Raw genomic sequence first — 13,890 nt, 5'->3', positions numbered from 1 at the left:
CGTTCAGTCCCTGGCCGAATCCGACCAGCTGGCCCAGCTGGGTGATCTGCAACCCCGCCTCCTGAAGCGTCGGGTTGATCGCCTCGATCCCCTGGTTGCGGCGACCGGTCAGGCTGTCGAAGTCGAACGTCTTGTAGGTGCCGCCGAAGCGCAGCGTGAATTGTTCGGACAGGTCCAGTTCGAAATTGGCGCGACCCACGCGGAATTCGTTGTTCACCTCATTGGTGAAGTAGCGGATCGTCGATAGCCCCTTCACCAGCGTCCACTGGGTCGGGTCGGCGACGTTGAAGCCGGGGTTGAAGATCGGCATTTTCCCGCCGCCCCGCTCGTCGAAGACATAGCCGTCGCGGTCGATTGCGTTGAATTCGACCAGCATCCCCTCGGCATTGAACTCCGACTTAGACCAGCCCCCCGTCACCGCGACGCGGAAATTGTCGCTGAACTCATGGTTCACGTTCAGCGTCGCCTGTTTGAAGTCGGTCTGGCCGATCTGCGCATCGGCGAAGCTGCGCCAGTCGACATTGTCGAGCACCAGGTAATCGGCCTGACCTGCCGCGTTGACATTTGCCGCGCGGATCTGGGTTGAGGGACGACCGAGCAGCTCGTCATAATAGGCGATGCTGTTGGCGTTGGGGATGTAGCCCGGCGACACGGTCGAATTGTAATAATCGAACGGGTCGAGGTTGAACGGGTTGTAGCTCGCGCGTGTGCCGGTGACGAGGGTGTTGCCGTACAGCGCCTGGCCGCAATCGAGCGAGGCGCTGGCGTCGCAACGCGCATAGAGCGCTCGCCGGTCGGCCAGACCGTTTGCCGTATTGAGGGCGCGCAACGTGTTCTGCGCGACACGGGCATTGGTCCCGTTGCGGTTAAGCCCGATTGTGGTGATGCCCTGCGAATTCGATTCCTGGCGATAGCGCGAATAGACGAAGTCGCCGATGATTTCGGTCCGCGACGTCGGTTGCCACTGGGCGGTGAAGGTCACGCCCAGTCGGTCATATTCCAGATCCTGCCGTCCGATCTGGGGCAGCGCCGGGATGATCGTCGTCGGGGTGACCAGCGCATAGGCCGCCGGGTCGGACCCAAAGGTCGCGCCAGTGCCGGTGCCGGTCGGTCGCGCAAAGCCGAACACGTTGGGCGACACGCCGGCATGCTGCGAATTGCGATAGGCGAATTCGAACTGGCCCGGCTGGCGGCGATAGGAATCGATCTGCTGGCGCTGATCCTGATAGGCCACCGTCGCGAGTACGCCGAAATTCTCGGCGAGACGCTTTGAGAAGAGCGCGGTCAGGCGCGGGTTCCAGCTGTCGCCATTCTCGCGATACTCCGCCTCCGCGCCGACCGCGAACCGGTCGCCCTTATAGGCAAGCGGGCGGCCGGTGATGAGGTCGATGATCGCGCCCAGCGACCCCTCTTCGTTCGACGCAGTCACCGACTTGGTGATCTTGACCCCGCTGAACAGCTCCGAGGCAAAGGTGTTGAAGTCGAACCCGCGGGACCGGTTCGCGCCGGCATCCGACTGGTTGCCGCCCGAGATGTTCTGCGCATCCGCACCGTTCAGAAACACGCTCTGGAAGTCGCCCCCCAGCCCGCGCACGGTGATCGACCGGCCCTCGCCATTGTCGCGATCGATCGAGATGCCGGGCAGGCGCTGGATCGATTCTGCGATGTTGGCGTCGGGGAAGTCCGCAATATCCTCGGCAGTGATCGAGATCGACGATCTGGTCGGCCTTGCGCTTGTCGCTCAATGCGTTGGCCAGGCTGGCGCGGAAACCGGTAACCACTACCTCTTCGCTGTCGGCGTCGGCCTGGCCATCCGCAGGTGCGGCATCGGACTGCGCCGCCCAGGCTGGCCCCGCTGCGACCAATGCCAAAGCGAGCGCCAGCCCCGAGCTCGAGCGGCGTGCGAAATGAAGATGACGAATGGCCATGGAATCCCCTCTCTCTGATATCGGCGCGGGCCTGTGGCCGACCCGTCGAATGACACCGGTATCAGGCAGACATCGGATTTTCAACTGGCAAACCGAGGCCCGGCCCGACGACCGTCCCGTAATGACTCGCATTAGAAGCGGGTTCGCCTCCAAGCGTGCACTGGGACCCGGCCGGGGTACGTGGGTTGACACCCGCAACAGAATGGCGGAGAAGCGCCATGACACCGGTTTCTCAAGCAAGCCAGTGCACGACCGTGAGAACACGGCGATGACGGAGAGGATCATGTCCTGTGATCGCGATTCGCGACTCGGCCGCCCTCCTCCGCAAAACATCCGGCCTCGCGCACTTCGCAGGGTCTTTTGAAGTTACCGGTGTCAACGACACCGTTTGAGAGGGAATATCAATGCGGTTCACTGTTCGCCGTGGCGGCGCCCGCCTGCTGGCAGCCACTTCCGCCCTTGTTATCGCCACCGCCGCCCAGGCGCAGGACGCGCCTGCCGACCCCGCAGCGGGCGAGGATGAGGAAATCGTCGTCACCGGCTTCCGCGCCTCGCTCGACGCCGCGCTCAACGTCAAGCGCGACTCCGTCGCTGCGGTCGACGCCATCGTCGCCGAGGACATCGCCAAATTCCCCGACCAGAACCTCGCCGAATCGCTTCAGCGCATTCCGGGCATCTCGATCCAGCGCGACGGCGGCGAAGGGCGCGCGATCACCGTGCGCGGCCTCGGCTCGCAATTCACCCGCGTCCGCGTCAACGGGCTTGAGACGATCACCACCAGCCATGACGGTGCCGCCTCGAACCGCGACCGCGCGTTCGATTTCAACGTGTTCGCATCCGAACTGTTCAGCTCGATCGTGGTCCACAAGACCGCATCGGCAGACCTCGACGAAGGCTCGCTGGGCGCGGTCGTCGACCTCAACACCGGCAACCCGCTCAAGGGCAAATATGGGCTGACCTTCGCCGCATCGGCACAGGGCAGCTACAACGACCTGTCCGACACCTGGGGGCCGCGCGTCGCCGGTCTGCTCGGCTGGAAGTCGCCCGACGGCACGCTCGGCACCTCGATCTCCGCCGCGTATCAAAAGACCAAGACCCGGGAGGTCGGCAACAACACCGTGCGCTGGGCACAGGCGCGCTTCGACTCGGTCAACGGCACCAATTGCTGGACCACCGCGAACAGCGGCGGCACCTATGTCCCCAGCGCCGCGTGCGACCAGGCCGCAACCTCGTTCCACCCGCGGATCCCGCGCTATGGCGAAATCTCCCATTATCGCGAGCGCCTGGGCGTCACCGGCAGCCTGCAATGGTCGCCGGGCGACGCAACCCGCCTGTCGATCGACGCGCTCTATTCCAACTTCAAGGGCGACCGCCGCGAGAAATGGGGCGAGGTGCTGCTGCGCTCCAACGAGCGGTCAATCAACGTCGTCAACCCGGTCTATGACAGCAACAACAACATGATCGCCGCGACGCTCAACGATGCGTGGGTGCGGACCGAGCATTTCTTCAAGCAGACCGAAACCGAATTCTACCAGATCGGGGCGAGCTGGGACCAGGACGTCACCGACAATTTCCGCTTCACCCTGATCGGCGGCTATTCGCGCTCGAACGCCGATGTGCCGCGCGAAACCACCATCGTGTTCGATGACCGCGATGCGCAGGGTTACAGCTACGACTATCGCAACATGATGGCACCGACGCTGACCTTCGGAACCAGCGTCACCACCCCGGGCAACTTCCAGCTCGCCGAAATCCGCGACCGGCCGTCGAACGTGCTCAACCAGTTCCGCAACGCCCAGCTGCGCACCGAATGGGACGTGACCGAGGATTTCACGGTCAAGGCGGGCGCGGTGTGGCGGCGCTATAATTACGACATCGTCGCCTTCACCCGCGACACGGCGGTGTGCGGCAATGGCGGCGTCGATCGCGTCCTCGGCACGCTCACCTGCTCACCGACCAGCCTGTTCGGCCCGACCGCGATCTACGGCTTCCCGGTGACGTCTGCCCTGTCGGAACTGTTCACGCTCACCGGTTCGAATGCCCCGACGGGCACGACGACCCAGTGGCTGATTCCGAACCTCGACGCGGCGACCGCCTATACCAACCTTTATGGGCGCACCGCCGCGCTCGACGTCGGCAACAATCGCGGCGTAGTCGAGGAAACCACCGGCGGCTACCTCCAGTTCGATGCGAAGGGCAATCTGCTTGGGCTCGACTATGCCCTCAACGCAGGCATCCGCTATGTCCGCACCGACCAGTCATCCTACGGCATCAACAGCGGTGTCGTGGTCACGGTGGAGCGCGATTACGAGGACTGGCTGCCATCGTTCAATCTCGCGCTCTATCCGTCGCAGGATCTGATCATCCGCGGCGCGATCGCCAAGGTGATGACCCGTCCCTCGCTCGGCAATCTGACTCCGGGCGGCTCGGCCGACGGCTTCAACTATCGCGTGACCAGCGGCAATCCGTTCCTGCTGCCGTTCCGCGCGACCAATTTCGACTTCGCGGTCGAATGGTATTTCGCGCCGCAGTCGATCTTCTCGGTCGCGCTGTTCAAGAAGGATGTCGCGAGCTTCCCGGTCGCGCTCACCCGCACCGGCACCTTCACCGAAACCGGCCTTTCTCCCTCGGTGCTGGTCCCGTCCTCGCCCGCCGCACTCAATCCGGCGCAGCAGTCGCAGCCGATCTGGACGATCTCGACTCCCGGCAATGGTACCGGCGCATCGCTGGAGGGCGTCGAAGTCGCGCTCCAGGCACCGTTCAAGTTCCTGCCCGGCTTCCTGTCGAACTTCGGCGGCATCGTGAACGCGACCTTCGTCGACAGCTCTGCAACCTACACCCAGCAGGGACCGGCGACGACACCGGGCGGGGCGCTCCCGTCGGTGTCGCTCGAAAACACGCTCTTCGGCCTGTCGAAGAAGCAGTTTAATGCGACCCTCTACTACGAAGACAGCAAGTTCAGCGCGCGCGCTTCGGTCAGCTATCGTGACGGCTTCACCGATGCCGGATCCGCGACGGGCAACATCTTCGAAGGCTATGACGCGATCACCAATGTCGACGCCTCGGTCCGCTACAAGCTGACCGACTATCTCGAAGTCTCGGTCGAGGGCACCAACCTCACCGACGCCTATCGCGGTCGCTGGGTCGATATCGGTGCGCGTCGCAATTACGAAAGCAATCATTTCGGCCGCACGATCCTGGTGGGCGCGCGGATCAAGATGTGACCGAGAGAGGGGACATGGCGGCCGGGAGTGAGGCTCCCCTTCGGCCCGGCCGCCGTGAATTTCTCGCCACCGCCGGGGTGACTGCGGCGCTGATCGCGTCCGCCGCCGCCCGCGGCCAGACCGCACCGCCGGCCACCGGAAAGCCGGGGCCGGCGGGGCTTCCCGACCCGACCGAAACCATCGACCTGTGGCCCAGAGGCGCGCCGGGGATGCCCGCGACCCCGCCGGTCGAAACCGTCACCGAACGCAGCACCGACCGCGACCTGACCGACCGCGCCGTGCTGGGCATCACGCGCCCGCGCCTCGTCGTCTTCCGCCCGCACCGCCCCAATGGCGCGGCGGTGATGATCACCCCCGGCGGCGGCTATCGCCACATCGTCATCGACAAGGAGGGCTATGAGCTCGGCCGCTGGCTGGCGGCGCGCGGCTTCACCGTCTTCGTCCTGTTCTACCGCCTGCCGGGTGATGGCTGGGCTGCTGGCCCCAATGTCGCGCTCGCCGATGCGCAGCGCGCGATGCGCCTGATCCGCCACCGCGCGCGCGATTACGGCATCGACCCGCAACGCGTCGCGGCGATGGGCTTTTCCGCCGGCGGGCATCTCTGCGCCGATCTGCTCACCCGCTTCGACGCACGCGTCTATGACCCCGTCGACGCCGCCGACCGGTTCAGCGCGCGCCCCGACGCCGCCGCGCCAATCTACCCCGTGATCAGCATGAGCGCGCCGCACGCCCACCCCGGCTCGCGCACCTTGCTCGTCGGCGACACCGCGGATGCCGCGCGCGAGGCGGCGCATTCGCCGCACCGCAACGTCCCCGCCAATGCCCCGCCGACCTTCATCGTCCATGCCGAGGATGACGCGGTCGTTCCGGTCGAAAACGCCCTGCTGCTGCGCGCGGCATTGCGGGCGAAGAACATCCCCGTCGAAACGCATCTCTTCGCCCATGGCGGCCATGGATTCGGCCTGCGCCGGACATTGGGCAAGCCCGTCGCGATCTGGCCCGACCTGTTCCTCGCCTGGGCAACCGGCATCCTCGTCTGAACCCAAGGGAAGTAGCCATGCGTATCAACCGTCGCGACCTGATCGGCGCCGCCTCGATCGGAGGCGCGCTCTCGACCTTTCCCGCGGCGCTGGCGACCGAGACCAAGGCTGCACCGACCGCCCCGGACTGGAAGCGCGGCTTCGACAATCAGCGGATTCCCGACCTTGGCGATGGGCGTTTCCTCAACCCGCTCATGGCGGGTGACCATCCCGATCCGACGATCCTCAAGGACGGGAAGGACTATTACATGACCTTCTCGACCTTCGACTCCTACCCCGGCCTGGTCATCTGGCATTCGCGCGACCTGATCAACTGGCAGCCGGTCGGCGCAGCGCTCACAAAGAATATCGGATCGGTCTGGGCCCCCGAACTGTGCAAACACAATGGCCGCTACTTCCTCTACATTCCGACCAAGGGGCCGAACACCAGCTGGGTGATCTGGGCCGACAGGATCGAGGGGCCGTGGAGCGATCCGATCGACTTGAAGCTGCCCAACCATATCGACCCCGGCCATGCGGTGGGCGAGGATGGCTCGCGCTGGCTGTTCCTGTCGGGTGGCGACCGCGTGCGGCTGTCCGACGACGGCCTGTCACGGATCGGCGAGCCCGAGCATGTCTATGACCCGTGGCGCTATCCCAAGGACTGGATCGTCGAGGGCTTTGCGCCGGAGGGGCCGAAGATCACGCGCCACAAGGGCTGGTTCTACATGATCACCGCCGTCGGCGGGACGGCGGGGCCGCCGACCGGGCATATGGTGATCGCCGCGCGCTCACGCTCGATCCACGGGCCGTGGGAGAATTGCCCGCACAACCCGCTGGTCCGCACCACCTCACTGCAGGAAAAATGGTGGTCGCGCGGCCATGCAACCTTGGTCGAGGGGCCGGGGGGTGACTGGTGGAGCGTCTATCACGGCTATGAAAATGGCTATTGGACGCTGGGGCGACAGGCGCTGCTCGATCCCGTAGAATGGACCGATGACGGCTGGTTCCGCATGAAAGGCGGCGACCTGTCGCAGCCGATCGCCAAGCCCAGGGGCGGGACGAAGAGCGGCCCGCACGGCATGAAGCTGTCGGACGATTTCGCCACGCTCGCGCTCGGCACCAAATGGAATTTCTTCCGCCCCGCCCCTGATGAACGCACGCGCGTTCGCGTTGCGAAGAACGTCCTGCACCTCGACGCGCGCGGCACCGCGCCGTCCAGCTCGTCGCCGCTGCTGCTGATCGCGGGCGACCCCGCCTATCGCTTCGAATGCGATATCGAGATTGCACCGGGCGGGACCGCCGGCCTCATCCTGTTCTACGACGACAAACTCTATTGCGGCCTCGGCTTCGACGAGAAGCGCTTCGTGACCCACCAATACGGCATCGAACGCGGCCGCCCCGCCAACCCGCATGGCCGCAAGATGCGGCTGCGCGTCACCAACGACCGTCACATTGTCACCTACGACACCAGCGGCGATGGCGGAAAGACCTGGCACCGGTTCGATCGCGGCATGGAGGTTTCGGGATACCACCACAATGTCCGCGGCGGCTTCCTGATGCTCCGCCCCGGCCTCTATTCGGCGGGTGCAGGCACGGCGAAGTTCAGCGATTTCCGGTTCGAGGCACTGGGATAAGACGATGGCGCGTCAGGATGCGGAGCGGCTGGTGGAGCTGAGGACTACATAATACTTGTTCATTACTGTTCATCATTGTCCAATTATCTAATTTGTTCTTGACGTTACGTATCGTCCGTGATTGCCTGCGTTCGCTACCGAACGTGCAAATTCGCCTCATTTCGTGGGGTCGTATATTGGGCGGGATCGGGAGTGGATTTGACCAGCTCACGAGCTGACAATGGCACTGACTGCACTCCGCATCGCCAAGGCGAAGCCAGGAACTTACTGCGACGGCAAAGGCTTGCTGCTTCGCGTCACGCCGACTGGGGCGAAAAGCTGGATGCTCCGTATCCAGCACCAAGGGCGCCGACGCGACTTCGGACTTGGGTCCACGGACTGGGTTACGCTCGCCGAAGCGCGAGCCGCTGCTGCTGCTCTTCGCGCCGATATCAAGAAAGGTGTTGAGTCGATCGGCCGCGAGTCCAAGCGCAATATAACTGCAAAAGCACAGCCCATTCCAACATTCGATGAGGCCGCAAGGAAGTGTTACGAGACTCTGTCCGAAGGATGGGACGATCGACGAAAGAAAAACTGGCTTTCCAGCCTTGAGAACCACATTTTTCCGCTTATCGGGAAGAAGCCGATCGACACGGTGGACAGCGCGATGGTCCGCGGAGCGCTGGAACCGATATGGCTGAAGATTCCGGAGACGGCGCGCCGAATTCTTCAGCGTATCTCCGCCGTCCTTGATTTCGCCCATATCGAAGGGTGGCGCCGCGAGGAAACCTCACTTCGGACAGTGATCAAGGGTCTCCCCAGACAGACGGATCGCGGCAAACATTTCGAAGCGATGCCATATGCGGAGGCGCCCAGCCTGATCGATCGCTTGGTCAGCGAGCCCACGGTCAGCCGCGATGCGCTGCGTCTCCTGATCTATACGGCTGCCCGTTCGAACGAGATCCGTAACGCGACATGGCCGGAGTTCGATCTCGATGCGGGCGTGTGGTCGATACCAGCGGAGCGCATGAAGGCCCGAGTGGCACATACTGTTCCATTGTCCGCGCCCGCGGTCGCCCTCCTCAAGACATACTGGCGCGCGCGGCGAGGCGATGACGCGCTGGTGTTCTCGATCGGCGGTAAGAAGCCTCTTTCCGACATGACGCTGTCCAAGCTTCTCAAGGCGCTGAACGTCGGCAGTTACACTGTGCATGGCTTCCGAAGCAGCTTCACCGACTGGGCGGCGGAGCGGACACGCTTTCCCAAAGAAGTGGCCGACAAAGCACTCGCGCACCGGATTCCTGACCAGGTCGAGGCCGCCTATCGGCGTACTGACTTCTTCGAGAAGCGCGGGAAGCTGATGACCGCGTGGGCGAACTATCTCCACGGCCAGAGCTCGGCCAAAGCTTCAGTTCCCGCTTCGAACAGCCGCGCGCGCAAGAAATGAGCTTAGGCTCTCTGTGGTCACACGGCTGCTCTTGCCAATCTTGATCATCTCGATCTCACCGGATGCAATCAGCTGATAGACTCGAGTCCGTCCGATCGAAAGTAGGCCCGCCGCCTCTTCGATGGTCACGCAAAGCGGCCGCAAGGCGCCAGCTACAGGTTCCAGAGTCACCGAGGGTTTGCGCTGGAGCTTCCTCACCTGCCCCGCTCCCTGGCGGCCTGACCGCGCATGAACGCCCTGTCGCCCTCAAGGAAGGCCTGGAGCATTGCCGGGACCAACTCGGCGACGGGCTCCGCCACCCCATAGGTATCCGCATAGAAGGCCGCATAATCGCTCAGTGCCGTCATCAGGGTCGGTGGAAGGCTTACCGAGATCTTCACCGGCGTGCGATCGGGCAGCCTGGCAAGCTTGATCTCAGGCATCTATTTCCCTCCCCGCCAAGGTCGCAGCACAATGTCCTTGTGGAGGACCACCCGAAGCGGCCAGCCTGGCCGCACCCTCAGGGTCGGCTGGATGTTGAGATTGCGCGTGACGAGCTGATCTCCTGCCCTTGCGCCGCTCTGCTGCGCGGATTCGCGGATGGCGCGGACCAGATCGCTTTCGCCGCTGCCAAAGCTGAGTTCGGTGCCAACACCGAGCAGCGTCGACAGCACGACGCCTTTCAAGAGCTGCCAGGTGTGACGGTCGATCCGGTCTGATAGCCCCGCATAGCCCTGGGTATCGGTCGCGGGCACATTGTCGATGCGGATCGAGGAGCCGTCCGGCAGGATGATCCGCTGCCAGACGAGCAAGGCGCGGCTCTGCCCGAATGCGACGACGCTGTCATAGCTGCCGATCAAACGCGAGCCCTGCGGGATCAGTAGGATCCTGCCGGTCACGCTGTCATAGGCGTTCTCGGTCACCTGCGCTGCCACCAGCCCCGGTAAGTCGGAGTTGAGCCCAGTGATGAGGCTTGCCGCGATCAGGCTTCCGGCACTGAGCGTGTAGGGCGAAGGCGCTGCGGTCAGCGCATGCGGATTGGTGTCCTCGTCGCGGTTCGCGCGCCCGACCAGCTCATTCTTGCGTGCCTGAGCATTGGGGTCGAGATCGGGATCGAGGAAGGGTTTGGCTCCTTCGGGCGCAGAGGGTGTATCGGCGGCAACGGCGGTTGCGGGTGCCGCCGTGGCGCGCCCGCCTGCGAGCTGCAGCATGACGCCGGACTCACGCGCCGTGCGGCGCTCGGCAGCCGCTCGCTGACGCTCGGCCTCAGCGTCCTGCGCCACCTTGGACGCCACGTCCGCATTCGGATCGGCCGAAAGCGGTCCACCGAGCTGCCGCTGGCGCTCGAGAATCGGCCGCCCGAGATCACCGGGAAGCGGCGGCCCAAGCTTCGGTACGTCACCATACCCCGCCGGCGCGCCCGCGAGCGCGTCAGGTGGCGCTTTCGTGCCGATCTGCTTGTCCTCGCCCGGTGCGATCAGGCTGAGTGTCGCCGGTTTCAAAGCAAGCCAGGCGGCGCCGGCAATAGCGGTCGAACCCGCCGCTGCGATGGCAATGATCGCGCCACGCCGGAAGCGGGTCACCCGTCCAGGCGATGCCCGCAGGACCAGCGCTTCAGGATCGGCCTTTGGCATCGTGGTATCCGGTGGAGCGGGCGCGTCGGTCACGACACCCTCCCCGCCTCACGACGCGCCCGCCGCTCAGACGTGCGCTCGATCCGAACGACTTTCTGCTTCTTGCCGCCAAGGCGCAGCTCGGCCGCACCGAACAGGCGATCGACGACATAATAGCGTCCGGCGACGCGGTAGTTGACGAGCTGGGCTTCGCCATCGTCGCCGATGACGAACAGCGGCGGCGCCTCGCCAACCGCGATGTTCGGACTGAATTCGATATAGGTCTGCCGCCCATCATCGAACGCGCGGATCGGTCGCCAGGCGGGTTTGTCGCCACCGATCGCATAGTCAAAGTTGAGGCTTTCAACCGTCACCCCCGACGCAATGGGCGCCGCCGCCCTAGCCTCAGCCTCGCGCCGGCGGATCGCGACGAGCTCATCTTGCGGATAGCTCCAGGACAATGCCGCCATTGCGCTTGCGGCGGTGCTCTGAAGATGAAGGTGATAGGCTCGCCTGTCGGTGGTAATGACCAGATTCGTGCTCAATCCGGCCGCGAATGGCTTCACCAGGATATGGACGCGCTTGCCCTCGCCGCTTCCACTGGTGGTGTCGCCGACTGTCCAGCGTACCGTATCGCCGGCCGCCACCGAGACGATCGCCTCGCCGACCTGCAACATGATGTCGGTCACGCGCTCAGGCGCGGCATAGAGCCGGTAGAGCGCTCCTTCCGAATAGGGATAGATCTGAACGGCATTGATGTAGCCGTCGCGCGAAGGCTCACGCAACGCAGCCCGGTTCGCAGCTGTCACACGATCGACCGACGATACGGTCTCACGCGCGTGCACGGCGGCGGGCGTGGCGAGCACGATCATGTTCGCCGACAGGAGGATGGCACGGATCATCGGGCGTTCCTTTCAGGGGACGGCGCGGCGGCTGGCTGCGAGAGGTTCGGATCGAGAGGCGAGCCGAGAGGGAGGCCGGCGGGCGGTGCTGTAGCTGGGGTTTCCGCCGGAGATGGGATTGGCTGTGAGGAAGGCGCACGTTCAGCAGGCGCTTCCAACTCGCGGCTCCAGTCGATCGCATCGACATAGAGCCCAAGCGGATTCTTGCGCAGGACATCGGCAGAGCGCGGGGACTGTACCTTTACGGTTAGCATCGCGGTCCAGCGTGACGTACCGGCGAGGCTGCCACGCTCATAAGCGCTCTCGGTCCATTTAACCTGAAAGCTGGTGTCCGACGCGCGCACCACGCTCGTGACCTGTACCGACACGGTCTTGCGGCCAACCTCGGCGAACGGATTGGAGGTGCGGGCATATTCGCCAAGGAAAAGCGCCCCGCGCTCGGTCGCGAAATCGTAGGCCGACAGCCAGTTCTCGCGCATCAGCACCGGATCGAGCGAGCGGGACCGCAGATTGGTGACGAACCGCCCAAGGTGCCAGGCGATCTGGGGATCTGTCGGCCGATAGTCGACCGCGGCGGGCGCGACACTGCGCGCCTCACCCAGGCGATCGACCTCAATCACATAGGGCACAACCCGGCTCTGCATCGACTGCCAGACCAGCGCGGCCGACAGGCCTGTGGTCAGGAACAGCCCACCGAACGCCATCAGGCGCCAGTTCCTGGCCTGCACGCGGGCGGAACCGATCCGCTCGTCCCAAAGCTGCCCGGCACGCTGATACGGCGTTTCCGGCTCGGGCGTTCGCCCATATCGCTCGACGGCACGCTTGAATCGCATGATCTAATCCCTTTCCCGGATGTCTGGAGTAATGCCCGCGCCGCCGCGATCTCCGCCCTGAATGGTGTGGACCGCCATCTGACGGCGGTGGCGGGAGGCTTGCGTGGACTGGAGCTTCTGCGCCCAGGCCGGCATGGACCCGGCGGGTTCTGGGGCGCTGCCGGAGGCCCCACCGCTTCCGGCGGCCCAGACAGCCTGTCGGCCGCGTTCGGCTGCAGCACGAAGGCCAAAAGCGTTGCGAACCCTGTCGCCGGCCGCCCCCTTGGCAGCGCTTGCCATGCCGCCAAGGCCCGCGCCGACGCTGGACTGGCCGGAAGTTTCCTGCCCAAGCTTGTAGGCGGTCGATGCGGCGCTCCCCATCGTCGTGCCGGCACGGATCGCGCCAAGCCCGGCACCAGCGATGCCCCGCGCCGCGCCGATGGCGCCAGCGCCGCCCATCGCGATACCGCCGGCGGCCAGCGCGGTCGTGGCGATCGCCGATCCGGCGCCCAGTTGCGGCGCGCCCGCCACCAAGCCGGAGGCAATGCTGGGGCCGAAGATCGCAAGCCCGAAGATCGCGAGGCTCGCAAGCATCAGCGAGACCGCCTGCTCGATCGACACCGTGTCACCCGTGATCGCGTTGGTGAAGTCAGCGAAATAGTTCGAGCCGATGCCGACGATGACAGCGAGCACCATAACCTTGATGCCGGAGCTCACGACATTGCCGAGCACGCGCTCGGCAAGGAACGCGGTATGGTTCCACAGCGCGAACGGGACCAGCACGAAGCCGGCAAGGCTCGTCAGCTTGAACTCGAGGATCGTGATGAAGAGCTGGATCGCGAGGATGAAGAAGGCCGCGATGACGACAATCCAAGCGATCACCAGTACCGCGATCTCGATGAAATTCTCGAAGAAGCCGACCGGTCCGACCAGTTCCTTGGCCTGTTCGAGCAACGGCCAGGCCGCTTCGAACCCGGTTCCCGCGAGCCGCCCCGGCATCAACAGGTCCTCGGCGGTGATCGCACCTCCCCCTGCGGTCAGGCCAAGGCCGGCGAAGCTGCGAAAGACGATGTCGGACAGCGTCGAGAAGCTGTTCAGGATGAGCGCGAAGACCCCGACATAGAGGATCTTCTTGAGGAACTTGGCGAGCACGTCATCCTCGCCGCCCAGCGCCCAGAACAGGCCGGCAAGCGTGATGTCGATGCCGATCAGGATCGTGGTCAGGAAGCCGACATCGCCACCCAGCAGCCCGAAGCCGCTGTCGATGTAGCGAACGAACGCATCCATGAACTGATCGATGACGTTGAGGTCGTCCATATGCGTGGATTCCTGCGTGAAGCCTCGAAAGGT

The 13,890-nt window shown here is 64.6% G+C and carries 10 protein-coding genes and 1 pseudogene; 4 read left to right on the top strand and 7 right to left on the bottom strand.

Annotated elements, in window-relative coordinates:
• Positions 1 to 1,456: 1,456 nt before the first annotated feature.
• Positions 1,457 to 1,666: pseudogene (locus tag LRS12_RS10250) on the bottom strand (TonB-dependent receptor plug domain-containing protein); the annotation flags it as partial.
• Positions 1,667 to 2,332: 666 nt separating this feature from the next.
• On the opposite strand from LRS12_RS10250, the gene LRS12_RS10245 reads away from it, so the two are divergent.
• The 4 genes from LRS12_RS10245 (at position 2,333) to LRS12_RS10230 (ending at position 9,234) form a co-directional block, all read left to right on the top strand.
• Positions 2,333 to 5,152 (top strand): TonB-dependent receptor, encoded by a 2,820-nt coding sequence (locus tag LRS12_RS10245; protein WP_257844492.1) that lies wholly within the window; start codon positions 2,333 to 2,335, stop codon positions 5,150 to 5,152.
• A 14-nt stretch (positions 5,153 to 5,166) separates the two neighbouring features.
• Entirely contained in the window at positions 5,167 to 6,192 is a 1,026-nt protein-coding gene (locus LRS12_RS10240; protein WP_257844491.1) for an alpha/beta hydrolase, read from the top strand.
• Between the two features lie 17 nt (positions 6,193 to 6,209).
• Complete coding sequence (locus LRS12_RS10235) at positions 6,210 to 7,808, top strand: family 43 glycosylhydrolase (RefSeq protein WP_257844490.1); 1,599 nt, start codon at positions 6,210 to 6,212, stop codon at positions 7,806 to 7,808.
• Between the two features lie 220 nt (positions 7,809 to 8,028).
• Complete coding sequence (locus LRS12_RS10230; protein ID WP_257844489.1) at positions 8,029 to 9,234, top strand: site-specific integrase; 1,206 nt, start codon at positions 8,029 to 8,031, stop codon at positions 9,232 to 9,234.
• Here the strand turns inward: LRS12_RS10230 and LRS12_RS10225 are convergent.
• The 6 genes from LRS12_RS10225 to trbL all read right to left on the bottom strand — a co-directional run bounded on the left by LRS12_RS10225 (position 9,196) and on the right by trbL (position 13,857).
• Positions 9,196 to 9,363: a helix-turn-helix domain-containing protein gene (locus LRS12_RS10225; RefSeq protein WP_257845482.1), complete on the bottom strand. Its 168-nt coding sequence runs from the start codon at positions 9,361 to 9,363 to the stop codon at positions 9,196 to 9,198. The genes LRS12_RS10230 and LRS12_RS10225 overlap by 39 nt on opposite strands.
• 65 nt (positions 9,364 to 9,428) lie before the next feature.
• Complete coding sequence (locus LRS12_RS10220; protein ID WP_257844488.1) at positions 9,429 to 9,656, bottom strand: DUF2274 domain-containing protein; 228 nt, start codon at positions 9,654 to 9,656, stop codon at positions 9,429 to 9,431.
• The gene (locus LRS12_RS10215; protein ID WP_257845481.1) at positions 9,657 to 10,847 is read right to left on the bottom strand and encodes a TrbI/VirB10 family protein; all 1,191 of its coding nucleotides are present in this window, start codon (positions 10,845 to 10,847) and stop codon (positions 9,657 to 9,659) included. It abuts the gene before it with no gap.
• A gap of 29 nt (positions 10,848 to 10,876) precedes the next feature.
• The gene (gene trbG / locus LRS12_RS10210) at positions 10,877 to 11,728 is read right to left on the bottom strand and encodes a P-type conjugative transfer protein TrbG (RefSeq protein WP_257844487.1); all 852 of its coding nucleotides are present in this window, start codon (positions 11,726 to 11,728) and stop codon (positions 10,877 to 10,879) included.
• Entirely contained in the window at positions 11,725 to 12,561 is an 837-nt protein-coding gene (trbF, locus tag LRS12_RS10205; RefSeq protein ID WP_257844486.1) for a conjugal transfer protein TrbF, read from the bottom strand. Before trbF ends, trbG begins: the two co-directional genes overlap by 4 nt.
• A gap of 3 nt (positions 12,562 to 12,564) precedes the next feature.
• Positions 12,565 to 13,857 (bottom strand): P-type conjugative transfer protein TrbL, encoded by a 1,293-nt coding sequence (trbL, locus tag LRS12_RS10200; protein WP_257845480.1) that lies wholly within the window; start codon positions 13,855 to 13,857, stop codon positions 12,565 to 12,567.
• Positions 13,858 to 13,890 lie beyond the last annotated feature (33 nt).

It is taken from the genome of Sphingomonas sp. J344 (assembly GCF_024700005.1).
Classification (GTDB): domain Bacteria; phylum Pseudomonadota; class Alphaproteobacteria; order Sphingomonadales; family Sphingomonadaceae; genus Sphingomonas.
This window is presented reverse-complemented; position numbering and strand designations above follow the sequence as displayed.